At 72.7% G+C, this 25,638-nt stretch carries 17 protein-coding genes; 12 read left to right on the top strand and 5 right to left on the bottom strand.

The annotated features are described in order from the left end of the window. The first annotated feature begins 136 nt into the window (after positions 1–136). Both ACUKCB_RS14325 and ACUKCB_RS14320 read left to right on the top strand, forming a co-directional pair. Entirely contained in the window at positions 137–610 is a 474-nt protein-coding gene (locus ACUKCB_RS14325) for an NfeD family protein (protein ID WP_473036101.1), read from the top strand. A 45-nt stretch (positions 611–655) separates the two neighbouring features. Then, the gene (locus tag ACUKCB_RS14320; protein ID WP_473036100.1) at positions 656–1,741 is read left to right on the top strand and encodes an SPFH domain-containing protein; all 1,086 of its coding nucleotides are present in this window, start codon (positions 656–658) and stop codon (positions 1,739–1,741) included. A 139-nt stretch (positions 1,742–1,880) separates the two neighbouring features. Here the strand turns inward: ACUKCB_RS14320 and ACUKCB_RS14315 are convergent, their stop codons facing one another. The 3 genes from ACUKCB_RS14315 to ACUKCB_RS14305 all read right to left on the bottom strand — a co-directional run bounded on the left by ACUKCB_RS14315 (position 1,881) and on the right by ACUKCB_RS14305 (position 7,183). After that, entirely contained in the window at positions 1,881–2,846 is a 966-nt protein-coding gene (locus tag ACUKCB_RS14315; protein WP_473036099.1) for a quinone oxidoreductase family protein, read from the bottom strand. Positions 2,847–2,949: 103 nt separating this feature from the next. Continuing rightward, positions 2,950–5,175, bottom strand: coding sequence for a serine/threonine-protein kinase (locus ACUKCB_RS14310; protein WP_473036097.1), 2,226 nt, complete (start codon positions 5,173–5,175; stop codon positions 2,950–2,952). A 181-nt stretch (positions 5,176–5,356) separates the two neighbouring features. Continuing rightward, positions 5,357–7,183, bottom strand: a complete 1,827-nt coding sequence (locus ACUKCB_RS14305; RefSeq protein WP_473036095.1) for a serine/threonine-protein kinase — start codon at positions 7,181–7,183, stop codon at positions 5,357–5,359. 353 nt (positions 7,184–7,536) lie between these two features. Here ACUKCB_RS14305 and ACUKCB_RS14300 point away from each other — a divergent pair, with 353 nt between their 5' ends. Continuing rightward, positions 7,537–7,824: a DUF6504 family protein gene (locus ACUKCB_RS14300; protein ID WP_473036094.1), complete on the top strand. Its 288-nt coding sequence runs from the start codon at positions 7,537–7,539 to the stop codon at positions 7,822–7,824. Positions 7,825–7,880: 56 nt separating this feature from the next. Here ACUKCB_RS14300 and ACUKCB_RS14295 read toward each other — a convergent pair whose 3' ends face one another. Beyond that, complete coding sequence (locus tag ACUKCB_RS14295; RefSeq protein WP_473036093.1) at positions 7,881–8,483, bottom strand: GNAT family N-acetyltransferase; 603 nt, start codon at positions 8,481–8,483, stop codon at positions 7,881–7,883. Between the two features lie 198 nt (positions 8,484–8,681). Next, entirely contained in the window at positions 8,682–9,800 is a 1,119-nt protein-coding gene (locus tag ACUKCB_RS14290) for a peptidoglycan recognition protein family protein (RefSeq protein ID WP_473036092.1), read from the bottom strand. A gap of 460 nt (positions 9,801–10,260) precedes the next feature. On the opposite strand from ACUKCB_RS14290, the gene cobT reads away from it, so the two are divergent. From cobT to ACUKCB_RS14245, 9 genes are all read left to right on the top strand, one after another. After that, complete coding sequence (cobT, locus tag ACUKCB_RS14285; RefSeq protein WP_473036091.1) at positions 10,261–12,711, top strand: nicotinate-nucleotide--dimethylbenzimidazole phosphoribosyltransferase; 2,451 nt, start codon at positions 10,261–10,263, stop codon at positions 12,709–12,711. A 242-nt stretch (positions 12,712–12,953) separates the two neighbouring features. Next, the gene (cobA, locus tag ACUKCB_RS14280; RefSeq protein WP_473036089.1) at positions 12,954–14,234 is read left to right on the top strand and encodes a uroporphyrinogen-III C-methyltransferase; all 1,281 of its coding nucleotides are present in this window, start codon (positions 12,954–12,956) and stop codon (positions 14,232–14,234) included. 117 nt (positions 14,235–14,351) lie between these two features. Further along, the gene (locus ACUKCB_RS14275) at positions 14,352–16,244 is read left to right on the top strand and encodes a dynamin family protein (RefSeq protein ID WP_473036088.1); all 1,893 of its coding nucleotides are present in this window, start codon (positions 14,352–14,354) and stop codon (positions 16,242–16,244) included. After that, a complete protein-coding gene (locus ACUKCB_RS14270; RefSeq protein ID WP_473036086.1) occupies positions 16,241–18,970 on the top strand; it encodes a GTPase in 2,730 nt (909 codons plus the stop codon). Before ACUKCB_RS14275 ends, ACUKCB_RS14270 begins: the two co-directional genes overlap by 4 nt. A gap of 623 nt (positions 18,971–19,593) precedes the next feature. Then, positions 19,594–20,949 (top strand): GGDEF domain-containing protein, encoded by a 1,356-nt coding sequence (locus tag ACUKCB_RS14265; protein ID WP_473036085.1) that lies wholly within the window; start codon positions 19,594–19,596, stop codon positions 20,947–20,949. An 89-nt stretch (positions 20,950–21,038) separates the two neighbouring features. Further along, complete coding sequence (locus tag ACUKCB_RS14260; protein ID WP_473036084.1) at positions 21,039–22,136, top strand: DUF4192 domain-containing protein; 1,098 nt, start codon at positions 21,039–21,041, stop codon at positions 22,134–22,136. Between the two features lie 210 nt (positions 22,137–22,346). Further along, positions 22,347–24,011 (top strand): energy-dependent translational throttle protein EttA, encoded by a 1,665-nt coding sequence (gene ettA / locus ACUKCB_RS14255; RefSeq protein ID WP_473036083.1) that lies wholly within the window; start codon positions 22,347–22,349, stop codon positions 24,009–24,011. Positions 24,012–24,202: 191 nt separating this feature from the next. After that, on the top strand, positions 24,203–24,967 hold the full coding sequence (locus tag ACUKCB_RS14250) for an arginase family protein (RefSeq protein ID WP_473036082.1): 765 nt from the start codon (positions 24,203–24,205) through the stop codon (positions 24,965–24,967). A gap of 117 nt (positions 24,968–25,084) precedes the next feature. Beyond that, entirely contained in the window at positions 25,085–25,636 is a 552-nt protein-coding gene (locus ACUKCB_RS14245) for a globin (RefSeq protein WP_473036081.1), read from the top strand. Positions 25,637–25,638 lie beyond the last annotated feature (2 nt).

The following is a 25,638-nucleotide window of genomic DNA, read 5'->3' as shown; positions in this document are numbered from 1 at the left end:
ACGCGGCCCGCGGTGCCCCGGTGACGGGGGCGCCGCGGGCCGCGATCGTGTATCCCTTCTCGGGATCTTGTGGTGTGCCGGGTCTGTGTGGGTAGCTTAGGGACTACCCGAAACCACAGCGGGAGGGCCACAGGAAATGCCTGCCTGGCTGATCTGGATCATCCTCGCGGCCGCGCTCGGGGCCGCCGAGTTCTTCACCCTGACCTTCGTCCTGGGCCTACTGGCGGCGGCCGCACTCGTCGCCGCGCTCCTCGGTGCCATTGGACTCCCCGTGCTCGTGCAGGTCATCGGTTTCGCCGCCGCTGCCGCCGCCGGGATCGTCCTGGTCAAACCCATCATGGACCGCCAGCTCACCCGGGGGCCGGACGCCCGTTCCGGCACGGCCGCCCTGGTGGGCCGCTCCGGCGTGGTCCTCCAGGAGGTCGGCGCCGACGACGGCAGGATCAAACTGCAGGGAGAGGAGTGGTCGGCACGCTGTATCGACGAGGACCTCGTGATCCCGGTGGGCGCGCACGTCGACGTCATGGAGATCGACGGCGCCACGGCCGTGGTCTACCCGCGTGAGGCGCTGCCCGAACTGCCCGAACAGAACCGACCCGAACAGAACTGAGCCGGAACACAGTTGCTTTCCCGGACCTAGGCACAGGTGCAGAACATGGAATCTGCCATACCCTTCATCATCCTCGCCGTCCTCCTGGTCGCCGTGGCGTTGTCGGCGATCCGTATCGTCCCGCAGGCGCGGGCGTACAACATCGAGCGCTTCGGCCGCTACATCCGCACCCTCGACCCGGGACTGAACTTCATCATCCCGGGGGTGGACCGGGTGAACACCAAGTTCGACCTGCGCGAGCAGGTCTTCAGCTCGCGTCCGCAGCCGGTGATCACCGAGGACAACCTCGTGGTCAACATAGACACGGTGCTCTACTACCAGATCACCCAGCCCAAGGCCGCCGCCTACGAGGTCGCCAACTACATCCAGGCCATAGACCAGCTCACCGTCACCACGCTGCGCAACGTCATAGGTTCCATGGACCTGGAGAAGACCCTCACCTCCCGGGAGGAGATCAACACCCGGCTGCGCGGGGTCCTGGACGAGACCACCGGCAAGTGGGGCATCCGCATCAACCGGGTCGAGATCAAGGCGATCGACCCGCCGCCCACCATCAAGGAGGCGATGGAGAAGCAGATGCGGGCCGACCGCGACAAGCGCGCGGCCATCCTGCACGCCGAGGGTGAGCGCCAGTCCCGCATCCTCAAGGCCGAGGGCGCTCGCCAGCAGGCCATCCTGGAGGCCCAGGGTGACCAGCAGGCGGCGATCCTGCGCGCCGACGGTGAGGCCAAGGCGATCGAGCGGGTCTTCCAGGCGGTGCACGCCAACAACGCCGACGCCAAGCTGCTCGCCTACAAGTACCTGGAGACGCTGCCGAGCCTGGCCGAGGGCGAGGGCAACACCTTCTGGGTGATCCCGGGTGAGCTGACCGAGGCGGTCAAGAACGTCAGCCACGCCTTCGCCGGCGAGGCCGCCGGCAGCGCCCCCTCCACCACCAAGGAGCAGTCCGAGGAGGGCGCCGAGGGGCCGGCGCAGATCACCGGGCCCGACCCGGCGCAGAGCTCCGCGTCGGCCCAGGCGGCGGCGGAGGCCGCCGAGGCCGCGGAACGGGCGGTCGCCGACGCGCGTGACGACGTCCGCCGGGCCGGCGCCCGGATGGGGAACACCCCGGAGCCGCGTCAGAGCGAGTGAGTGCCCGCCCGTTCCGGCGCGCCCTCGCGGGTGCGGTCGGGCGGGACGGACGGCAACGGCGGTGGCCGCCCCCAGGAGGGGCCGCCACCGCCGTTCGTGTCGAAACCGTGTCGCGGGCCGTCCGCCCGGGCCGTTCGGCTCAGACCAGCAGCAGCTTGCCGGTGGTGCTCCGGGAGGCGAGGTCGCTCTGCGCCCGGCCGGCCTCGCCGAGCTCGTACCGGCCGCCGATCCGCACGTCCAGGCGGCCCTGTTCCACCAGACCGAACAGGTCGTCGGCGCGCCCCAGCAGCTCCTGGCGGTCGGCCACGAAGTAGGCGAGCGAGGGCCGGGTCAGGTACACCGCTCCGGCCTTGTTGAGCCGCTGTGGGTCCACGGGCTCGACCGGTCCGCTGGACTGCCCGAACAGGGCCAGCACACCGCGCGGGCGCAGGGAGTCCAGGCCGGCGTCGAAGGTGTCCCGGCCGACCCCGTCGTAGACCGCCGCGACGCCCTCGCCCCCGGTGAGTTCGCGCACGGCCGGGGCGACCGGCTCCCGGGTGTAGCGGATGATCTCGTCGGCTCCCGCCTCGCGGGCGATCCGCTCCTTGGCGTCGGTGGAGACGGTGCCGATGACCCGGGCGCCGCGTGCCTTGGCCAGCTGGGTCAGGAGCAGCCCGGTCCCGCCGGCCGCGGCGTGCACCAGCACGGTCTCGCCCTCGGCCACCGGGTGCACCGAGTGGGTGAGGTAGTGGGCGGTCATGCCCTGGAGCAACAGCGCGGCGGCCTGGTCCGCGGAGACCGAGTCGGGCACCGGCACGAGCAGGGACGCCTTCACCACGGCCCGGTCGGCGTACCCGCCCGGGGCCATCGCCCAGCCCACCCGCTGGCCCACCCGCAGGTCGGTGACGCCCTCGCCCAGGGCCGCGACCACACCGGCGGCCTCCATGCCGGGGACGTAGGGGAGGGGCACCTGGTAGGCGCCGCTGCGCTGGTAGAGGTCGATGAAGTTGACGCCCCGGGCCTCGACGTCCACGAGGACCTCGCCCGGCCCCGGTTCGGGAGCCTCGGTCTCGGTCAGCCGCAGGACCTCGGGGCCGCCGTACTCTTCGATCACGATCGCACGCATGGTTCTCCTCGGTCGGTGGCTGGTTCCGGGGTCCGGTACCGGTCCGGTGTGTGGTTCTCGGTGCGGGTTCGGGGTGGGGAGGTTGTCCGGGGCCGGCGGTTGTTCAGCCCTCGACGTTGATCCTGTACAGGGCGAAGTCCGTGTACAGGGAGGCGATCGGTTCCGTACCCGCGCCGGGGCGCATCACGATGCCGACCCGGCGCCGGTCCTCGTCGTCCAGGCCGCTGTCGTCGGGGAGCGGCGGCTCGTCCGTGGCGGAGAGCACGAGTTCGTCGTTGACCCACATGCGCAGGTCCATGAACGGCTCCTCGCCGTCCTCGGCCACGTACTCGCAGGAGAACTTGAGGTTGTTGGTGACCAGGTCGTCGGTCCGTACCTCGTAGGGCAGGCCCCTCGCCACGGAGTCCTCGTCGAAGAGGTCGTAGGTCTGGAAGCCCCTGACGTCCGTGGTCTCGGCGATCGCGCTGTTGCCGCTCTCCTCGGTCACCCTGCGGATCTGCGCCTCCTGGCCGTCGAAGCGGAGCAGGGCCTCGTACATGGTGCGCTCGTCATCGCCGTCCTGGTCCCAGCAGCGCACCCCGAAGTTGCTCTCGCCGGGGCCCTCCAGAGGCGCGAGGTTGGTGCTGACCAGGACGCGGTCCGGGGTCTGCCGGTCGTAGGGGGCCACCGTGCCGCGGGATTCGTAGGAACTGTCACCGGGATCGTGCTGGAGCACCACGGCGTTCTGTTCGTTCCAGTAGCCGTCCGAATCCCCCGGGTCGAAGACACCGATACCGGACCAGTCGGGTTCGGTGGCGAAGTCGGTGATGTAGATGCTCGTGGTGTTCTCCGGGGGGTCCTCCGAGCCGGAGAGCAGAGCGGTGGCGCCGACGCCGACGACCAGCAGGACCGCGGCCGCGGCTCCGCCGACGAGCAGAGCCCTGCGGCGGCCGCCCGGGCCCCTGCCGCCGTTCCGGGCGCTCGGGGGCTGCTGCGGGCCGCTGGGCCCGCCGGGTCCGCTGTGGGCGGCGTGGGCGGGCCGGCCGTGGGACGGCGACTGCCCGTAGGGGGTCTGGCCGTGTCGGGCCGCCTGCCCGTACGGGGTCTGGGCGTACTGTGCCTGCCCGTACTGGGGCCGGCCCGGCCGCTGGTACGGCGGAACGGACGGGTGGCCGCCGCTCGGCCCTCCGTGGCCGATCTGGCTCTGCGGTACACCCTGCTGGGGGCCGGACTGCGGGGCGTTCGGATGGGGGTACTGCCCCTGGGGGAGTGGCTGCCCCTGCTGGGCGGGCGGCATCTGCGGCTGCATGTGCCGGGTCGGGGGCACCGGCCCGGCCTGGGAGAGCGCCTGGGTGGGCGGCACCTGCGCGGGCCGGTCCTCCGGAGTGACGGGGCCCTCGGCGGTCTGCCCCCGCAGCTCCTGCCCGGCGGCTTCCGGCGGTCGCCCGGGCACCGGGGAACTGCTCGGCGGCGCCCACGAGGTGGTGATGGTGCGCCGGATCTCCGCTTCCTCGGGGTCCTGCTGGCCGGTCAACCGGGCCAGTAGCTGCTGGGAGGTGGGCCGGTTTCCGGGGTTCTTGTCGAGGGCGGAGCCGACCAGGTCCAGCAGACTCGGGTCGAGACCGTCGAGCCTGGGCTGGGCCGAGGAGATGTTGTGCAGGACCGCGGGCACGGTGGCCGCGTCGAAGGGCGCGTGGCCGGTTCCGGCGAAGGCCACCAGGCAGCCCCAGGCGAAGATGTCGGCCGCGGCCGTGGCCTGCTCGCCCAGGATCAGTTCGGGGGCCATGTAGGAGGGGGTGCCCATGAGCTGGCTGGACCGGGTGACCGCACCGCTGGAGTCGTCCAGGGCGCGGGCGATCCCGAAGTCGATCACCTTGGGCCCTACGGGGGAGAGCAGCACGTTGGCGGGCTTGAGGTCGCGGTGCACGATCCCCGACCCGTGGATGGCGGTGAGTGCGGCCGCCACACCCATGGCGAGGCCCTCCAGGGTCCCGCCGTGCATCGGCTCGCCGCTGCGGACCGCCTCGTCCAGGTTCGGTCCGGGTACGTACTCGGAGACGATGAACAGCGGTTCGCCCTCCAGGCGGGCGTCGATGACCCCGGCGGTGGAGAAGCGGGCGACCCGGCGGGCGGAGGCGACCTCGCGGGCGAAGCGCAGCCGGAAGGACTCGTCGTCGGCCAGGTCGGGGTGGATCAGTTTGACGGCCACGGACCGTTCGGCGGCGTCCTTGGCGAGGTAGACGGTGCCCATGCCGCCGCGTCCCAGGCGACTGACGATGCGGTAACCGTCGAGTTCGCGCGGGTCCCCCGCGCGCAGGGGTTTGCCGCTTTCGTGCCCGTTGGACGTCACAGTTGGGGGTCCCTCGTATGGATCGTGTGCTTCGCGGCTAACAGCGTACCGATGTCGATACGCCCACGTGCTCCGGTGGTTCCCGGTCGTTTTCCGGCCGGGATGCGGTTCGGCCGCCGCGGTGGTAACGGCTGGGGTACACGGTCGGGTCGAGGGGTGCGCGAGCAGGGCCGTGCGGGGGTCACTGCCCGACGATCTCGTCGAGCCTGAAGCCCTCGAAGAGGACGCGGAGCGGCTTGTTGCTCTGCCCGCGGTCGTAGTGGATGGCCTGGCGCTGGACGACCTGGTGGTCCGCGTACTCGTCCGGGTAGGGCTCCTCGTCCGTCGCGCTGACCGCGAGCCGGTCGTTGACCCACAGACGCAGCTCGGCGACGGGGACCCCGCCGTCCTCCTCGGAGAACTCACAGGCGAACCTGACGGAGTTGCTGACCGGTTCGGCCCCCTCGGCGCCCCGCCCGTCATCGCCCGCGTCCTGGGTGAGTACGGGGTAGGGGTCGAACTCGGCCACGTTCCCGCTGGCCAGGTCGTGGGTCTCCTCGTCGCTCGACCACTTGGAGATGGTGGCCTGGGCGCCGTCCGCGCGCAGCCAGGCCCGGTAGGAGAGCACGTATTCGTAGTCCGGGTAGTCGGGGTAGGGGCCCTCGTCCGACAGGTCGGCGTCGGCCGGGTGCAGGTACCGGACACAGCGCACTCCGAAGCTGAGGTAGTCGTACCCCTCCTCGACACGGACCCCGGTGCTGATGAGCAGGCGGTCGGCGGAGTGGACCCCCGCCACCGCGGGGGCCTGCCAGTTGCGGCCGCTCGATGGGTCGGACTCCTGTGCGGGCTCCATGGCCATCATGAGGCCCTCTCCCGGCAGGTAACCGGAGGTGTAGGGGTCCTCCTGCTCGTCGTGGATGTTGTTTCCCCAGTCGGGGTTGGTGGCGAAGTCGCTGCGGTAGAGGTTGCGGAGGTTCTGCGGCGGTTCCTCGTCGTCCGGTAGCAGGGCGTACAGGAGCGCGGCGACCAGGCCCAGGGCGGCCACCCCCGCACCCGCGCCGATCAGCGCCCTGTGGCGGGAGGGCCGCGGGCTCGCGGGCGGGGACTGGTCACCGGCCGGGCCGGGCTCCGTGGGAGCGGGAGGGGTTTCCGGTGGGGGAGGCGTCCGGTCGCCGGGGGCCGGATGGCCGCTGTCGGCCACTTCCCGGTGGCCCACGAGCCGGTCCAGGATCTGTTGGGAGGTGGGCCGCAGCGCGGGGTCCTTGTCCAGGGCCGCGGTCACCAGGGGGAGGAGTTTCGGGTCGAGCCCCGTCAACCGGGGTGCGGCGGTGGAGATGTTGTGCAGGACCGCGGGCACGGTGGCCGCGTCGAAGGGTGCGCGGCCGGTTCCGGCGGAGGCCACCAGGCAGCCCCAGGCGAAGACGTCGGCAGCCGGGGTCGCCCGTTCGCCGTGCAGCAGTTCGGGGGCCATGTAGGAGGGGGTGCCCATGAGCTGGCTGGACCGGGTGAGGTCGTCGCTTCCCTCCAGGGCGCGGGCGATCCCGAAGTCGATCACCTTGGGCCCCACGGGGGAGAGCAGCACGTTGGCGGGCTTGAGGTCGCGGTGCACGATCCCCGACCCGTGGATGGCGGCCAGCGCGGCGGCCACGCCCACCGCCACGCTCTCCAGGGTGCCGCCGGCCATCGGGCCCTGTCGGCGTACCGCCCGGGCCAGGTCGGGTCCCTGGATGTACTCCGAGACCACGAAGAGGGGTTCGCCCTCCAGGCGGGCGTCGATGACCCCGGCGGTGGAGAAGCGGGCGACCCGGCGGGCGGAGGCGACCTCCCGGGCGAAGCGCAGCCGGAAGGACTCGTCCTCGGCCAGGTCCGGGTGGATGACCTTCAGGGCGACCTGAGCACCGGAGGGGGCCTGCGCCAGGTGGACGGTGCCCATGCCGCCGCGTCCGAGGCGGCGCAGGATCCGGTACCCGCCCAGTTCACGCGGGTCGTCCGGATGCTGTGGGGCGGGGTTGTCGTGCCCGTTCGACATGGGGTCCTCATGGGGGTCGAGGGGTGTGCTGGGCCCGGGAGGTGGGGCGATGGGACGGCTGCGGGGTGGCGGCCACAATACCGAGTCCGGGGCAGGGACCGGGGCCGGTGGCCCTGCCGGCCCCGGTCCGGGCGTCCGCTGCCGGGGACCCGGGCACGGTCCGTGGCGATCGGTCCGTGCCGGTACCGCTGTCACTGGTGGTGATGCCGAAAGCGCGGAAACAGTTCCACGGGCCCCCTGCCTTCGCTAGTATTCGAATGCACGTTCGAAAGCCTGGCCGTACTTCCCCACGGGCAGGCCAGCCGGTGGTGTGCCCGCGCACGCGTCCGGACGCCAGACACAGGGATCGGTCGATGCTGGGGAGAGCTGTCGTGGGGCGGTACTACGGGGCGGAGGTCACGGTCGTCGAGGCTGACGGGCGGCCCAGCCGGTTCACCTGGAACGGCAGGGTGTACGGGATACGCAGGATCATCGACCACTGGGTGACCCTGCGCGGCGGCTGGACCCCGGGCTCGGGCTCCCAGGTGCCCGAGCACAGACACTGGCGGGTGGAGGCCGGATCGGCCTACGCGCAGGGCGTGTACGAACTGCGCCACGACACCGCGACGGGCGGGTGGCTGCTCTCCCGGGTGTGGGGCTGAACCGCAGACGGGGCCGCCCGGGGCCCGGACGGGGCCGGGTGCGGTCGGCGGCCCCGTCACACCCGGGCCGTCGTCGGGTCCTGGGGTCGCACGTCCGAGGGCACGAGACCGAACACCGCGAGGTCGGAACGGCCCTCGTGCAGCGGCATTGCGTTGCGTTCGGTGCCCTCCCGGACGAACCCGGCCGACTCCGCCACCCGGCACGATCCGGTGTTGGCCGTGGCGGCCTTGAGCTCCACCCGCTGGAACCCCTGGTCCAGGGCCCACCGGGAGACGGCGATCACGGCCTCGGCGGCGTACCCGCGGCCCCGGCCCCACGGCGAGACCCAGTAGCCGATCTCGGTCACCATGGCGGGCCACTGGGTGCGCATCAGCGCCACCGAACCGGTGAACCTGCCGCTCTCCCTGTCCACCATCGCCCATTGCTGGCCGTCACCGCCGGTACGGATGGCCGGGGCGACGTTCAGACAGAAGTGTTCGGCCGTCTCCCGGGTGTACTCCCGCCCCGGGGCGGGGAGCGGGATCCACCGCTGCAACTCGGGGTCCACACACGAGGTGTACACGTCTTCGATGTCGCGTTCGAGCAGGGAACGCAGGCGCAGCCGATCGGTCTCCAAGATGACCGCGGGCATGATCGGAGCGCTCTGGACGGTGGCCATGACGGGTGTTCCCTCTGTGCTTCGGACTGCGGGCATCGCGCTGGGGTGCGATCACGATACGCGCCCCGCCGGTGTGCGCGACCGCCGGGGCCCTCCGCGCCGAAGCCGCAGCGGGGCCTCGCGGGAGTGCCCGCGCCGCGGTCCGTCACCGCGCCTCCCCCCGTGCCGCGGGCGGCACGGGGGTGTCGGCGCTCCGGCTCAGAGCCGGCCGTCGACGACCCGTTGCCGGATCACCGTGTCGAACGCCTCCGCGAAGGCGTTGCCCGGGCACTCGGTGTCCAGCCAGTCCCGGTGCCGCGCCACCGCCTCCTGCGGGGTCACCGCCCCGGTGACCGGGTTCACGTACTCGATCCGTTCGGCCGGGTCCACACCCGTCAGCGCGCACAGCACCCGCAGAACGTCCACGAGCGAGTCCTGGGCCGCCCGGGTGGGGAGCTCCCCGGTGAAGTCACCGAGCAGACACACCCCGATGTTGGCGTGGTTGAACCCGAACGCGTGCCCGGCCGTCACCGACCTCGCCAGACCGGGCAGCGGCAGCCCGTCGAAGATCGGTAGGCCGCCGCCGGAGTGGCGCCCCTCGTACACCACGCCCCGGGGGTCGACCAACAGGTGGTAGCCGATGTCGCCCCAGCCCTGTTCGGCCGCGTGCAGGTGGTACACCGCCCGTACGTCCGCGGCGTGGTCGCCGGTGGTCGCCATCGCCGTGTGGTGCACGGTCAGCGCCTGGACCCGGTGGAACTCGGCGGGCCACAGGTCGTTGCCCTCCTCGTCGAAACGCAGTGACTCGTCGGCGCCCCACCCCGCCCGGGTTCGTACGCGCAGCGCCGAACCCCCGGAGAGCGTCGTGACCCCCTGGTCCCGTGCCGAGAGCGACACCCGCTCCCGGCCGCCGAACCGCAGTTCCTCGCCGTCGCGCACGTTCACGGCGGCCAGGTCGGCGCCGTCCGCGCCGCGCACCTGGTAGCCGACCGCGCCCTCGGGTGCCCGCACCAGCGCGGAGGCCGACGGCGGCAGGTGCTCGGGGCCGCCGGTGTGCGGGTGCAGGTCCTGCCAGTCGCCCAGAACCCCGTCGGCGGTCTCGAAGCGCACGGCGGCGGCCTCGGAGCCCCGGGCGAGGGCCTCGGGGCGGTGGGCGACGGAGACGAGGTCGAAGCGGTGCTCGGGGCGCACGACCGCGCCGGTGGCGGTGGCCCGCGCGGCCAGGACCCTGGGGGCGGTGCGGGTGTCCGAAGCCGCGGCCGGGCCGGCCAGGGCGGGAGCGAGAGCGCTCAGGCCCGCCGCCGCGGTGGCACTGGTCAGGAAGGTACGCCGACGCATGGGTGATCCGTTCCGTTCTGGGGTGGTTCCCGGGACAGGGGGTGCGGGCACCGGAACAGAGTGCCACAGAGGTGTGACCCAAAGCACTCCCCGTGTGGGGTGCGGGGTGCCGTAGTGCGCTTTCGCCCCCGTCCGAAAACCCGCTGGTCACAGTGGTCTCCTGGGCCACGACAACCTCTCGGGCCACGAGTTCCCCAGGAACGCGCGGCACGGTCTGCGCCGCCCGGGCAGCGTCGAGGCGCCGCCGGGGCCGGCCCCGGCGGCCAGCACGCGGCCGTGCGGACTCTGGCACAGTTGGTCCTGACTTGAGGACCCCGGTGTTCGTACCGGGGCAGGCTGCGCCCCGGGCCGGGGGACCCGTGTGAGCGGTGCGGACACCGCGGACTACGCTGGGCCGGATCCATGTCGGACCAGGTGGAAACGGGCAGCCCACAGGCCTCTTGAACCTTCGGGAGCGATCATGACCAACGATGACCGCGAGGACGCCCGCCGCGGCGACCAGGAGGGTGCGCGATGGCGTGGAAACCGTCCCGCGCCCGGCCTGGGCCCGGGGCTGGGCGGCCTCCTGGACGGACTGCCGGAGAGCGGTAGGGGAACCCGAACGGGTCAGGAGCAGGAGCAGGAGCCGAGGGCCGCTGCTCCGGGCAACCCCTTCCGACGCCCCCTCCAGGAGCCGGAGACACCGCCCGCTCCGCCCGAGCCGCCGCGCCCCGAGGCCGAAGCTCCCGCACAGCCCGAACAGCCGGGGGAGCAGCCCCCGGCCCCCTTCGCGCAGACCTCCGCCCCGGCGGCCCCCGCCGCGCCGGCATCCGCCCCGGCGGCACCCGTGAACGACCCCCGGTTCAACGTCATTCCCTTCCGAGGGGGTCCCCGGGACACCGGGGCCCGGCAGCCCGAACCCCGGCAGCCCGAACCCCGGCAGCCCGAACCCCAGGCCGGGCCGGCCCACCCGGCCGGGACCCGCGAGTCCGCGCCCGCCGACCCCGCCCACGCGGACGAGAACCCCATCACCACCGAGCCGAAGCAGAGCGAGACCGTGCACGCACACGAAGCAGCGGCGCCCCTCCCGGAGCCGCAGCACACCGGACCGCAGCAGCGGGCCGAACCGGAGGAGACCCAGGCGCCCGAGGAGGACCGGCCCCGGCCGGTCCAGGCCGCCCCGGCCCCTACCGGCGACGCCTGGGGCCACGGCGGCCACGCCTTCGACGACGCCGAGCGCGCCGCCGTCTACCGCGCCATCCGCGAACGCCGCGACGTCCGCGCGGGCTTCCGGCCCGACCCGGTCCCCGCCGACGTGCTCACCCGAGTCCTGGAGGCCGCCCACCAGGCACCCAGCGTCGGGCACACACAGCCGTGGGACTTCCTGGTCGTGGAGGACCGGGAACTGCGTTCGCGCGTGCGCGACCTCGCCCGCAACGAGCGCGACACCCGCTCCCGCGCCCGACCCGGCCCCCGCGCACACGCCTTCTCCGGCCTCAAGGTCGAGGCCGTCCTGGAGAGCCCGCTCAACATCGCCGTCACCGTCGACCCGAGCAGGGGCGCGCACGGCGCGGGCCGGCACTCCCGGCCCGCCTCCTACTCCGCCGCGCTCGCCGTCGAGAACCTGTGGCTGGCCGCCAGGGCGGAAGGGCTCGGGGTCGGTTGGGTCGCCGTCACCGACGAGCGCGAGGTCGCCGGAGCCCTCGAACTCCCCGCCCACCTCGAGGTCGTCGCCTACCTGTGTGTCGGCTACGTCGAGGAGTTCCCCACCGAACCCGAACTCGGCCTCGGCGGCTGGGCGAAGGGACGCCCCCTGTCCTGGGCGGTGCACCGCGACCGCTACGGTCGCCGCGGTCTGCCCGGCCACGAGCCGACCACCCTGCTGGAGGAGACCATCGCCGCCATCGGAGCGCTCAACGCCCGAGCCGTGGAGGAGGCGAGAGACCGGCAGGCCCGGATGACCAAGCCCCAGGGCTCCCTCGGGCTGCTCGAAGAGGTCTCGGTCCAGTTGGCCGGGCTGGCGGGGGAGTGCCCGCCGCCGGTGCCCGAACCCGCCGCCGTGGCGGTCTTCGCCGGTGACCACGGGGTGTACGCCCAGGGGGTGACCTCCTGGCCGCAGGAGGTCACCGCGCAGATGGTGCAGAACTTCCTCGACGGCGGGGCCGTGGTCAACGCCTTCGCCGAGCAGGTGGGCGCCGAGGTGACCGTGGTGGACGTCGGCGTGGTCGGCGACCTGCCCGGAGCGGCCGGGCTGCTGCCCCGCAAGGTCGCCCGGGGGACCGCGGACTTCACCCAGGGCCCGGCGATGACCCGCGACCAGGCGCTCCAGGCCCTGGAGGGCGGTGTCGAGGTCGCCCGGGACCTGGTTTCGGCGGGCAACCGCTGCCTGGTCACCGGCGACATGGGGATCGGGAACACCACCCCAGCCGCGGCTCTGGTCTGCGCCTTCACCGGGGCGGACCCGTCCGTGGCGACCGGGCGCGGAACCGGGGTGGACGACGCCACCTACGAGAACAAGGTGAAGGTGGTGCGCCGGGCGCTGGAGGCCAACCCGGTGGACCCGGAGGACCCCATCGGCACGCTCGCCGCGCTCGGTGGGCTGGAGCACGCCGCGCTGGCCGGGTTCATCCTCGGCGGTGCGGCCCTGCGGGTGCCGGTGCTGCTGGACGGGGTGATCGCCGGTTCGGCCGCACTGGTCGCCGCCGCCGTCTCCCCGGAGTCGATCAGCGCCTGCTTCGCCGGACACCGTTCCGCCGAACCCGGCCACGGGGTGGCGCTGGAACACCTGGGCCTGACCCCGCTGGTGGACCTGTCGATGCGCCTCGGCGAGGGTTCGGGGGCGCTGCTGGCGCTGCCGCTGCTGCAGGGTTCGGCGCGGGCGCTGCGCAACGTGGCCACCTTCGACACGGCCGGTGTGTCCACCGCCCGGTAGGGGCACGGCCCCGAGGGGAACGAACGACGGGCCCCGACCGCCGCGGTCGGGGCCCGGGGGTGGATGCGTCCTGGGTCACGCCCTTCGGGGGTCGCCCCTTTACCGCGATGTAACACCGCTTTGACAAGGTAATTTGGAGCAATCGCCGAATATCGCCGGCGGCGCGCAGGGGACCGTGTCCCACGCGTGCACCCCGCCGTCGAAGCCGGGGGCCGGTGCGGACGACCGAAGGGGTGCGATCCGTGACCTATCTCCTTGGCTTGCGCATGCGGGACCGTGACGTCCTCGTCGTCGGAGGCGGAAGGGTGGCCCAACGCCGGGTCCCCGTCCTGCTCGAGGCCGGCGCCCGCGTCACCCTCATCTCTCCGGAGGTGTCCGCCGCGCTCGAGGACCTCGCCGACGCAGGGCACCTGACCTGGCTCCGCCGCCCGTGGGAGCCGGGTGACGTCCGCGGCCCCGAGGCGCCCCTCTTCTGGCTCGTGCACGCGGCCACGGACTCCCCGGAGGTCAACGCGGCCGTCGCCGAGGAGTCCGAACAAGCCCGGATCTGGTGCGTGCGCGCGGACGACCGGCACGCCTCCTCCGCGTGGACCCCCGCCAGCGGCTCCGCCAACGGCATCACCGTCGGCGTGGTCGCCTCGGGTGACCCGCGCCGCTCCGCCGGTCTGCGCGACGCCGTCATCGACGGACTGGCCGACGGCACCCTGGACGCCCGGCGCGGCCGTGAACGCCTGCGCGGCGTCGCCCTGGTCGGCGGCGGCCCCGGCGACCCCGGCCTCATCACGGTCCGGGGACAGCAGCTGCTGTCCCAGGCCGACGTGGTGGTCGTGGACCGCCTCGCGCCGACCTCCCTCCTGGACCGCCTGCCCGCGGACGTCGAGATCGTGGACGCCTCCAAGATCCCCTACGGCCGCTCCATGGCACAGGAGGAGATCAATTCCGTCCTCGTCGAGCGCGCCAGGGAGGGCAAGTTCGTGGTCCGCCTCAAGGGCGGCGACTCCTTCCTCTTCGGCCGGGGCGGCGAGGAGGCCGCGGCCTGCGCGGCCGCCGGGATCCCCGTGACCGCCGTCCCCGGTGTCACCAGCGCCCTGGCCGCACCCGCCAGCGCCGGGATCCCCGCCACGCACCGGGGTGTCTCCCAGGACGTGCACATCGTCTCCGCGCACGTCGCCCCGGGTGACGGCCGCTCCACGGTCGACTGGGCCGGGTTGGCCCGGGCCGACGGCACCGTGGTCGCCCTCATGGGCGTGCAGCGGATCGAGGCCATCACCGACGCCCTGATCGAGCACGGCCGGTCCCCGCAGACCCCCGTCGCGGTGGTCCAGGAGGCGACTCTGCCGGGTCAGCGGACGGTGACGGGTACGCTGGCGGACATCGCCGTCTCGGTCCGAGCGGCCCAAGTCCGGCCCCCCGCCGTGGTGATCATCGGAGAAGTGGTCAAAACAGCGCGGGATCTTGACATACTGCACACGGGAGCCCAGGTCGAGATCGATCGAATGGCGACCGGGCGCGATCTCCACTAGGACCTCCGGCGGCGGCGCACGCCAGGGGCCGACGGGGGAACCTCAGTACCGGTAACGGGCCCCTTCCAGGCGGAGGGGTATCCGCCCCAGACACTCGATGAGGAGGGCATACCGATCATGACCCGGCCGTCGGCTGCACCGGACGCCTCGGGCGCCGGTGCCTCGGACCGGTTCGGAACCGGACCGGACGCCACCTCCGCCCAGCCCGCCGCCATGGGCGCCCAAGCCGCGCCCCGGCCCGGTGGGACCGAAGGCGGACGCCGGGGACCCACGGTTCCCGTGTCCGCCGGACCGGCCAAGCACCGGGCCCCCACGAACGAGGACGACCGCTTCGAGCAGGTCCTGGAGTCCCTGCGCAGGCAGATCCGCGACCTCGCCTTCGCCGAGGGGCTGGCCGGGGCCGAGGAGGGCAAGGCGCTTCAGGAGGACGTCCTGGCCCAGCTCTCCGACTACGTCCTGCCCCGTGTGCGCCGCCCCGACATCCCCCTGCTCATCGCCGTCGCCGGTTCCACCGGCGCGGGCAAGTCCACTCTGGTCAACAGCCTGGTCGGCGAACAGGTCACCACCACCGGCGTGCGTCGGCCCACCACCAACAGCCCGGTGCTGGCCTGCAACCCCGCCGACGTGGACTGGTTCAGCGAGGCCTCCTTCATCCCCTCCCTGCCCCGGGTGCGTCAGCAGGGCCTGGCCATGCCGGGCAAGGACGGCATGCTGGTGCTCGCCGCCACCGAGGCCATGCCCCCGGGTGTGGCGCTGCTGGACACCCCCGACGTCGACTCCGCCGTCGCAGCCCACCACGAGTTCGCCGCCAAGTTCCTGGACGCCGCCGACCTGTGGGTGTTCGTCACCACCAGCGGCCGGTACGCGGACGCGCGCGTGTGGGAGTTCCTCCAGGTGGCCCGGGACCGGGACACCTCGCTGGCCGTCGTCCTGTCCCGGGTCCCCCGCAAGGGCCGCCGCCAGCTCCTGGACCACTTCGGCGCGATGCTGGAGGCCAACGGCCTGGGCAACGCAGCCCGCTTCGCGATCCCCGAGACCGACCAGATCGAGGGCGAACGCTTCACCTCCAACGTCGCCGACCACATCCGCGAGTACCTGGCGGACGTGGCCGGGGAGGCCGGACAGCGCGACCGGGTCTCCCGGCGCACCTTCATCGGTGTCATCGACAGCTTCCGTACCCGTGTCCCCGAACTCGTCCGCCAGGTCGAGGCGCAGATCGAGACCGGGCGTTCCCTGGGCGCCGTCGTGGACGACGCGTACGCGGGAGCGGCCGCGCGTATCGACACCGCCCTGGGCGACGGCACCCTGCTGCGCGGCTCCCTCCTGGCCCGCTGGCAGGAGGTCGCGGCCAGCGGTGAGCTCGCCAAGAGCCTGCGCCTGCGCGGCAGGCGCGCCCGCAAGGGCCGTGCCGAACAGGCCGAGCGCGGCCAGCGGGTCAGCGCCCTGGAACGGGCCGTCCGCGACGCTCTGGAGGCCCTGGTGGTATCCGCCGAGGAGCGGGCCTCGGAGCAGATCGAACAGCGCTGGCGGGAGGTGCCCGGCGGTGCCGCACTGGCCGACAGGGCCCTCGACCAGCCCGGATCGGGAACGCTCGCCAAGCAGCTCCGCCAGGAGATCACCGAGTGGCAGCGGGAGGTCGCGGAGATGACCGCGGCCAACGGCGCCACCAAACGGTCGGTGGCCCGCTTCGTCACCTTCGACCACGACATCGTCGCCCTGGTCATGATCATCGACCTGCTCGGTTACGAACGATCCAACTCCGGAGGCGGCACCCACGCGGCCGACGCCTCCGGGCCGTCCCCGCAGCGCCTGCTCAAGGGGTTGTTCGGCGCCCAGTCGTTGCGCAGCATCGGCGGGAGCGCACGGGAGAACCTGCGCCGGCGGGTCCTCGGGCTGCTCTCCCACGAGCGCACGCCCTTCGACCACGCCCTGGCCGCGGCGGGCATCCCGTCCGAGGACAGCGCCGTCCAGCTCTATCAGGCCACGTACAACCTTGAGATTGCACGATGACGACTCAGTGGAACTCCCCCCACCCGGGGGACGCCGACCACGGGGAGCCCCGGGCCGAGGGCGAGGAGCGCGAGAGCGGACCCGCCGCGTCCGGACCCTGGAACGACGAACCCGACCGGGGACCCGCCTCCCCCGCTCCGTCCGGGGGCCCCGCCTCCTACGAGAACAGCCCCTGGCGCGGCTACACCATGCCGGTGCCGGAGCATCCCGAGCACGCCGAGGAGCGTGAACGGGCCGCGGAGGAACCGCCCACCCACGAGCCCCCGGCCTACGACGGGATCGCCGGATACCCGGACCCCTCCGGAGCCGGGGCGGCGCAGAACGCGCCCCAGCAGGCCCCGGAAACCGTCACGGACGCCTCCACCCGGCCGGAACCCCACCCGGAGTCGGCGGAGGCCGCCAAAGCCCGGCAACGGCGTTTCGGACGCCACGCCCGCGCCTGGGCGGACGCCGAGGGGGAGCGGCGCCGCCAGGGGCACACCGAGCAGGAGGACGACCCCGACGGCCTCGCCGGGTGGGTCGGCAGCCTTACCGAGGCCGCTGACGACACCCGCATCGCCGGTCGCAGCACCGGCAGCTTCCCGGTGGTCACCCCGGAGACCGAGCGCCCAGCGGAGCGGGCGGCCGACCCGGCCGCGGAACAGCCCGCCCGGAGCACTCCGGAAGGCCCCGAGGCCGAGGAGGCGCCCCGGCGCCACACCCGGCGCCCGGCGCCCGGCGCCACGCGGACACCGGCCACCGCCACCTGGGTGCCCAGCCCGGAACAGGACGAGCGGGACGGAGAGAAGGGCGGGGAGCGCGCTCCCGGGGCGGCATCGGAGCCAGAGCGCACCGAGGCCGCCGGCCCCGCGGACCCGGTCGCGGACACCGGCGCCGGGGGACCGCACGGCAGCGCGGACGAGGACCCGCCGCCCCTGCCCCGCAGGATCCCCGGACCCTCCGCGGTCTCGGGCGCCTTCCGGGCGGTCGGCGCCCAGACCCCCGCGCCCGGGACGGAACCCGGGGCCGCGCCCGAACGGGAGGCCCGGTCCGCGTACGAACGGGAGGACACCGCCTCGGAGGAAGCCGAGGAGGAGTACCGCCCCACCACCCACGACCACTGGCAGCCCACCAGCACCACCAGCCGGGCCGAGCTCATCGAGCGGTTGGACGCCCTGAGCACCCTCGCCGAACTCGGCCGGGACGACCTGCCCGAGGAGGTCCTGGGCCGGGCCGGGCAGTTGCTCGACCATGCCGGGGCGCGTCTGCGCCTGTCCGGCGAACACACGGTCGTGGCCCTGGCCGGAGGCACCGGAAGCGGCAAGTCCTCCCTGTTCAACGCCCTGTGTGGGCTCGAACTCTCGCAGACCGGCGTCACCCGCCCCACCACCTCCAAGGCACACGCCTGTGTGTGGGGGCACGAGGGCGCCGACGCGCTCCTCAGCTGGCTGGGGGTGCCCACCCGGTACCGCCACTCGCGCACCAGCGTCCTGGACTCGGGCAACTCCGAGCTGACCGGCCTGGTCCTGCTCGACCTCCCCGACCACGACTCGGTCCGCAGCATGCACACCGCCGAGGCCGACCGGCTCATCGGCTCCGTGGACCTGCTCGTGTGGGTGCTCGACCCGCAGAAGTACGCCGACGCGGCCGTGCACCACCGCTACCTGGCCAAGATGGCCGGGCACGGCGCGGTCACCGTCGCCGTCCTCAACCAGGTCGACAAGGTCGCGTCGGACGAGCTCGAGGAGCTCCTCACCGACCTGCGCCGCCTCCTGGAGTCGGAGTCGGGCGTGCACCCGCGGGTGATCACCACCTCCACCGTGACCGGCCAGGGCGTTCGCGACGTGCGCGACTTCCTGAGCGAGACGGTCACCGAGCGGCACGCCCTGGTGGACCGGCTCGTCGCCGACCTCGACCAGGTCATCGTGCCGTTCGAGGAGTTCTACGGCGACAGGGAGGTCCCCGAGACGGTGTCCGTGCAGACACGGTCCCGGGTCCAGGAGGGGCTGGCCAACGCGGCCGGCGTCACTGCCGTCGCCGACGTGGTGGAGACCAACGACGTCCGCAGGGGCAAGCGCCGCGTCGGCTGGCCGGTGGCCCGCTACGTCGCCAAACTCCGCAAGGACCCCCTCGCCACCGTGCAGTTGGACTTCCTGCGCCGTGACGAACCGGGTGTCGGCGGCCGGGTCGACGCGCACGAGGCCGAGCTGGAGACGGCCCTGGGTGAGGCCGCGGACGAGGTGTCCGAGGGGATGCCCGGCCCGTGGCGCCGCCGGATGCGGGCGGCGGCTCGCAGCGGTGCCGCCGAACTCCCCGCCGAACTGGGTGAGGCGGTCGCCGGCGCGGTCGGTGACCCGGACCGCAGCCCGTCGTGGTGGCGGTTGGCCCGGACGGTGCAGTACGCGCTGCTGGCCGTGGCCGGGGCGGGGTTCGCCTGGGCGCTGCTGTCCCTGTTGAGCTGGCTCGGGGGCGGTATCACCGGCCTGAGGATGTTCGACGACCCGATCTTCATCGCCTACTCGGGCGCCGTGGTCGGCGCCGGCCTCCTGGTGGGCTGGCTGACCGGGGTGGGCTGCGGAAACCTCGTGGAGGTCGCCGCCGTCCAGCGCCGCGAGAGCGTGGAGCGTGCCGCTCAGGAGCGTGTCCGGGAGATCGCGGGCCTGCGGGTCGTCGCCCCGATGGAGGAGGAACTGGCGCGCTACCGGGCCTTCCGGGCCGCCTACGAGGTGGCGCGGATCCGGGACTGACGGAACCGCCGCCGGAGCGGGCCGTACTCACGGGACGTCCACGGGAGCGTACGAACCACAGGAGCACACGCACACAGCGAAGGCCGGCCGGGACGAGACCCGGCCGGCCCGGACCGGGGACGGGCCGCCTGTCGGTGGCCCGTCCCCGCTCGTGTCAGGAAGAGGGGACTACAGCCAGTGAAGGACCTTCTTGGCCATGTGATGCTCCTTGGTTCGAGTGCTGAGTGCTGACGGGCGTCGAGCGGTCGGTACGACAGACGGACGGACGAACCGGACCAGATTTCTGGCCGAAACCGTCGGCGCCCTCTGGCAGGATGCCCTAAATCGTGACGCCAACCAACCCCCTCTGGAACAGAGGGTGATGGCTGCGGTAGCCTCGGCCTGCAGGGCACATACAATCGGCAATTAAGTTATTACCCAAAGTAATGTAAAGTGGGAAGGGTGTGCTTGCCAGAGGCCCACCAGGGAGGATGTGGAGCCGCCCTGGTCACCGAGTGGCACCGCGGCGGAACGCGGGGCGAATCCGGTTCGTCGAAAGGAGAACCGTGGGAGGCGGTGGGCACATCAGAGACAGGTGTAGGGCTCCGGAGGCAGAGGGTGACACAGGGAGGGAGGATGGAGCGGTGAGCATCTCGGAGAAGCCGATGGCGGCGGAGGAACGCCGCCCCGGCGACCGCCGGACCTGGCCGATCTTCCAACAGCCCCTCGGGCTGGTCGTCTACCTGCTCCTGTTGGTCTTCGTCGCGTTGTTCCTGTTCGGGGTGGCCGCCGCGCAGACGGCCCTGACCGTCCCGGACCTCACGCTCTTCTTCGCCCTCGTGGTCTCCGCGGTGGTGTGTGTGGAGGCCATCCGCCGCATCGACATGCCGGCCGGCCTGACCCGCGACCTGCTGGGGGCCTGGTGGTTCCCCGCGATGCTTCTTCTGCCGCCGGTGTACTCGCTTCTCATTCCGGTCCCCGTGTACCTGTTGCTCCAGCGCCGGAGCCGGCGCACGCTGCCGCACCGCCGGGTGTTCAACGCGGCCTCCGTGGGGGTCTCGGGGTTCCTCGCCTCGGTGGTCTGGCACGGTACCGAGGTGGGGCTGCTCGCCGGGATCGGCGGCTCCCCGGCCGCGCACCAGGTCCTGACCACCGTCAACGGCGTGTTCATCGCGTTGGCCTGCTGCGCCGGGTTCACCCTGATGAACACGTTCCTGGTGTTCATGGGTGCCGGGCTGAGCGGCGGGTCGGGCGGTATCCGCAGCATGTGGGACCGAGAGGCTTTCCTCGTGGACTCCGTCGAATTATGTGTCGGGGTCACCGTCGCCATCCTCGCGCAGATCTCCCTGTTCCTCCTGGTCATCGCGGTTCCGCCGGTGCTCCTGCTCCAGCGCAGCCTGGTCTACCAGCAGTTGCAGGCCGCGGCCCGGACCGACCCCAAGACCGGTCTGCTCAACGCGCCCACCTGGGAGCAGGAGGCGGCCGCGGAGATCGCCAGGACCCGTGCCGCCCGGGGGCGCGCGGCCGTGCTCATCGTCGACATCGACCACTTCAAACGGGTCAACGACAACCACGGCCACCTCTTCGGCGACCAGGTCCTCCTCGGCGTCGCGACGACCATAGCCCAGCAGTTGCGCCAGTCCGACCTGCTCGGCAGGTTCGGCGGTGAGGAGTTCGTGGTCATGCTGCCCGGGACCGACACCACGGAGGCCTGGCAGGCGGCGGAGCGACTACGCTCCCAGGTCGGGCGGATGGAGATCGCCGTGGACGGCGTCCAGGTGTCGATCACCATCTCGGTCGGTGTCGCCGTCGTCGGCGACCACGGCAACGACCTCGTCGAACTGCTGACCGCGGCCGACCTCGCGCTCTACCGGGCGAAGGAGACCGGCCGCGACCGCGTGTGCCTGCCTGCCGGACGACCAGAGGTGAGCGGGAAGATCCCGGGCCCCCGCGGCGGCGAGATCCCCGATTCGGCGGGCAGCCCGGGGGAGCCTTCCTGACCTGCGGCGACGGCGGAGTCAGGGCGGGTTTTCCACAGGTTCGCGCGGGGCCGCTTGCGGGTCCGCGTCCGGTGACCGAACGTGAGGGTATGCCCTGTGATCAGCATGAACCCTCCACTGATCCCTTCGAAGACCCGCCCCCCACCCCCGACACCGCAGCCGTCCCCCTCCGGTTGCGCAACCCGGCCGACCTCCTCGCCGCCCTGCCCTACCTGGTGACCCACCCCCTGACCGACGCGGTGGTCTCCCTCGTGCTCGCGCGGGGGAGCGTCCTGGGCGTCCTGTACGGCGAACTCGACCATCTGGACCACGTCCTCACCCCGGCCCGGAGCGGCACGGCGGCCGTCGACGCGGCGCTGGCCGCCGGCGGCACCGGCATGCTCGTGGCCGGTTTCGGCCGTCCCGAACGCGTCACTCCGCACGTGGACGCGCTCCTGGCCCGGGCCCGGGACCGGGGGTTGCCGGTCCCGGAGGCCCTCAGGGTGACCGGGAACCGCTACTGGTCCTACGTCTGCCGCGATCCCGGCTGCTGCCCGCCCGGGGGTGTGGCCTTCGACCCCGACGCCTCCCCGGTGCCGGCCGAGGCGGTCCTGCGCGGCCTGGTGCCGGGCGACGGGGGAGGGAGCGCCCGTACCCGGTTCCTTCTGGATCCGGTGCTCGGTGCCCCGCGGGCGGAGGCCGCAGAGGCGGCGCAGGCGGAGGAGGAGCGGGTCCGCCACGAGGACACGGAGGAGGCTCGGAGGGACCGGTGGCTTCCCGAGGTGCTCGCCGCGCTGCGTCGGGAGGGCCACCGGAGGGTGACCGAACCGGCGGCCCTGGCCCGGCTGGGCGTCCACCTCACCGAACTCGGGGTACGCGACGCCGTGTGGACCCGCATCACCCCCCGGACCGCCGAAACCCACGTCCGCCTGTGGTCCAGGGTCGTCCGCCACGTCCCCGAACGCCACCGCCCGGCCCCTGCCGCACTGCTCGCGGTGGCCGCCTGGCAGCACGACGACCAGCGGTTGGCCCGGGCGGCCCTGGACGTGGCCCTGGCCGCTGACCCCGGGTACGCGATGGCGGTGCTCATGGCCCGGGCCCTCAGGTGGGGGCTGCCCGCCGAACGCTGGCGGGACTTCGTGGCCACACGCCTCGACGGCGGGGAGGAACCGGAGGACGGGGAGTCCCCGGGCTCCGACCGGGGGTGAACCGGACCGGGATACCGGACAGCCGGTTCCCCGGCGGTTCCGGCCCGGGACCGGGCCGGGACCGGGCCGCTTCGCCCGGACCGTATCGACCCCGCGCAGGGGGCGTGCCGACGCGCTTCGGTACGCATCGGCGCCCCCCGGGCACCGGGGCCCGCCTGCGGGCCCCGGTGATGGCGGGGGCACCGTTTCCGACGCCCTAGGCTTGGAGGTATGCCGGAGTACATCTACACCATGCAAAACGTGCGCAAGGCGCACGGCGACAAGGTCGTCCTTGACAACGTTTCGGGGTCGTTCCTGCCCGGAGCCAAGATCGGTGTCGTGGGCCCCAACGGCTCGGGTAAGTCGACGCTGCTGAAGATCATGGCCGGCATCGAGCAGCCGTCCAACGGTGAGGCGCGGCTCATGCCCGGGTTCACCGTGGGCCTGCTCGCCCAGGAACCCCGACTCGACGAGAACAAGTCGGTCCTGGAGAACGTCGAGGACGGCGTCGCCGACACCAAGGCGATGCTGAACCGCTTCAACGAGATCGCCGAGAAGATGGCGACGGACTACTCCGACGACCTTCTCGAAGAGATGGGCAAGCTCCAGGAGCAGCTCGACCACCGCAACGCCTGGGACCTCGACAGCCAGCTGGCACAGGCCATGGACGCCCTGCGCTGCCCCCCCGGCGACGCCTCCGTCACCCAGCTGTCCGGTGGTGAGAAGCGCCGCGTCGCGCTCTGCAAGCTCCTGCTGGAGGCCCCCGACCTCCTGCTGCTCGACGAGCCCACCAACCACCTCGACGCGGAGAGCGTGAACTGGCTGGAGCAGCACCTGGCCAAGTACGCGGGCACCGTCATCGCGATCACACACGACAGGTACTTCCTGGACCACGTCGCCACCTGGATCCTGGAGCTGGACCGCGGCCAGTTCTACCCCTACGAGGGCAACTACAGCACCTACCTGGAGACCAAGCAGGCCCGCCTGAAGGTCGAGGGGCAGAAGGACGTCAAGAAGGCCAAGCGCCTCAAGGACGAGCTGGAGTGGGTCCGCTCCAACGCCAAGGCCCGCCAGACCAAGAGCAAGTCCCGTCTGGCCCGCTACGAGGAGATGGCCGCCGAGGCCGACAAGACCCGCAAGCTGGACTTCGAGGAGATCCAGATTCCGCCGGGTCCGCGTCTGGGCAACACCGTGGTCGAGGTCAGCAACCTCAGCAAGGGTTTCGGGGACCGGCTGCTCATCGAGGACCTCAGCTTCTCGCTGCCGCCCAACGGCATCGTCGGCATCATCGGTCCGAACGGTGTCGGCAAGACGACCCTGTTCAAGATGATCGTCGGTGAGGAGACCCCCGACGAGGGCAAGATCAGGGTCGGCGACACCGTCGACATCTCCTACGTGGACCAGTACCGGGGTCGTATCGACGACTCCAAGAACGTCTGGGAGACCATCTCCGACGGCGAGTCCTTCATCACGGTCGGCAAGGTCGAGATCCCCAGCCGCGCCTACGTCGCCGCCTTCGGCTTCAAGGGCTCGGACCAGCAGAAGTCCGCCGGTGTGCTCTCCGGTGGTGAGCGCAACCGTGTCAACCTGGCGCTCACCCTCAAGCAGGGCGGCAACCTGCTGCTTCTGGACGAGCCCACCAACGACCTGGACGTCGAGACCCTCGGTTCGCTGGAGAACGCCATCCTGGACTTCCCGGGCTGCGCCGTGATCACCTCCCACGACCGCTGGTTCCTGGACCGCGTCGCCACGCACATCCTCGCGTGGGAGGGAGGCTCCTCCTGGTACTGGTTCGAGGGCAACTTCGAGTCCTACGAGAAGAACAAGGTCGAGCGCCTGGGCCCGGAGGCCGCGCGCCCGCACGCGGTCACCCACCGCAAGCTCACCCGCGACTAGCCGCACCGATCGGGCACACGGGCCCCGCCGACCGGATGTGTCCGGACGGCGGGGCCTTCGTCCGCCCGGGGCGCGGGGGCGCCAGCGGAGCAGGTCGTGCTCGGAACCGGAGAGCGGAGCCCCGCCGCGCCGGGCGCAGGGCCGCGGAAAACCCGTGTACGGACGGGCGCGGCCACGGCTAGGGTCCCGGCATGACGATTCTGTGCGTGCCCTACCACCTGGACGAGTACCTGCCCCATTTCCGGTTTCCGCTGCCGGAACGCACGGGGACGGTGAAGGCGAATCTGCCGGACGCCGACAGGTGGACCCGGATGGCGGCGCTCCACGAGGCGGTCGCCGAGCGTGTCGCCGACCACGTGCGCGCGGGCCGCGTCCCGAAGGTGCTGTCCGGCGACTGCATGGTGGCCCTCGGCACCACCGCAGGGGTGCAGCGTGCCGGGACGGACCCCGCCGTCGTCTGGTTCGACGCGCACGGGGACGTCCAGACCATGCAGACCAGCGCGTCGGGGTACGAGGGCGGGATCCCGCTGCGTGTGCTCGCGGGGTACCGGCCGGACCCGGCGACCGAACGGTTGGGGCTGCGTGACATCGACGAGGAGCGGCTCCTGCTCGTCGACGGACGGGACCTCGATCCACCGGAGGTGGAATACCTGCGCGAGTCCGCCGTGCGGCGGAGCACGGTCGCCGGCATCGACCCGGCGGTGCTCCCGGAGGGCCCCCTCCTGCTCCACGTGGACCTGGACGTCATCGACGCCTCCGAGGCGCCCGGTCTGCTCTTTCCCACACCGGGCGGCCCGCGGACCGGCGAGGTCCTCACCGCCGTCCGCACGGTCCTGGAAACCGGCCGGGTCACCGCGCTGAGCGTCGGTTGCACCTGGGCGCCCGACGAGGAGTTGGACGGCGACGGAGGGATCCGGGCCCGCCTGCTCACCGCGCTCCTGGAAGCCTCGGCCTGACGGCGCCACCCCCCCGGGGCCGGTCCGCCGAACACGCCCCGGCATCGGACGGTGCGGAACCGTTCCGTGACGGACGGCCCACGGAGCAGCCCGCGAACGTGGCATACCCTGGACGCGATGACTTCCGCGCGTGATGACCACCAGGGTGCGGGCGAAGAGCCCGTACAGATGACGTTCTACGAGGCCGTGGGCGGTGAGCAGACCTTCACCCGTCTGGTCCGCCGTTTCTACGAGGGCGTCGCCGACGACCCCGTGCTGCGGCCCATGTACCCCGAGGAGGACCTGGGACCCGCCGAGGAGCGCCTGCGCCTGTTCCTCATCCAGTACTGGGGCGGCCCGCGTACCTACAACGAGCAGCGCGGCCACCCGCGTCTGCGGATGCGGCACGTCCCGTTCCGGATCGGCGCGACCGAGCGCGACCTGTGGCTCGAGCACATGCGCGCCGCCGTGGACTCCCTCGGCCTGCACGAGGCCCTCGAGCGCCAGCTCTGGGAGTACATGGTCATGGCCGCGCACAGCATGGTGAACGTCGCCGAGGAGGCCACACCCCCGGAGGTGGCCAACCCGACCTCACTGCGGGTGGGCGGCGACGGCAGGGTGCGCCGCGACAGCGGGGACGCGGGAGACGATGACGACGGCGATGCCGTCACCATCTCCCTGAAGAGGTGAAC

This window comes from Nocardiopsis moroccensis (assembly GCF_055763695.1).
The sequence above is the reverse complement of the archived record's forward strand: the minus strand, read 5'-3'. Positions and strand labels throughout refer to the sequence as shown.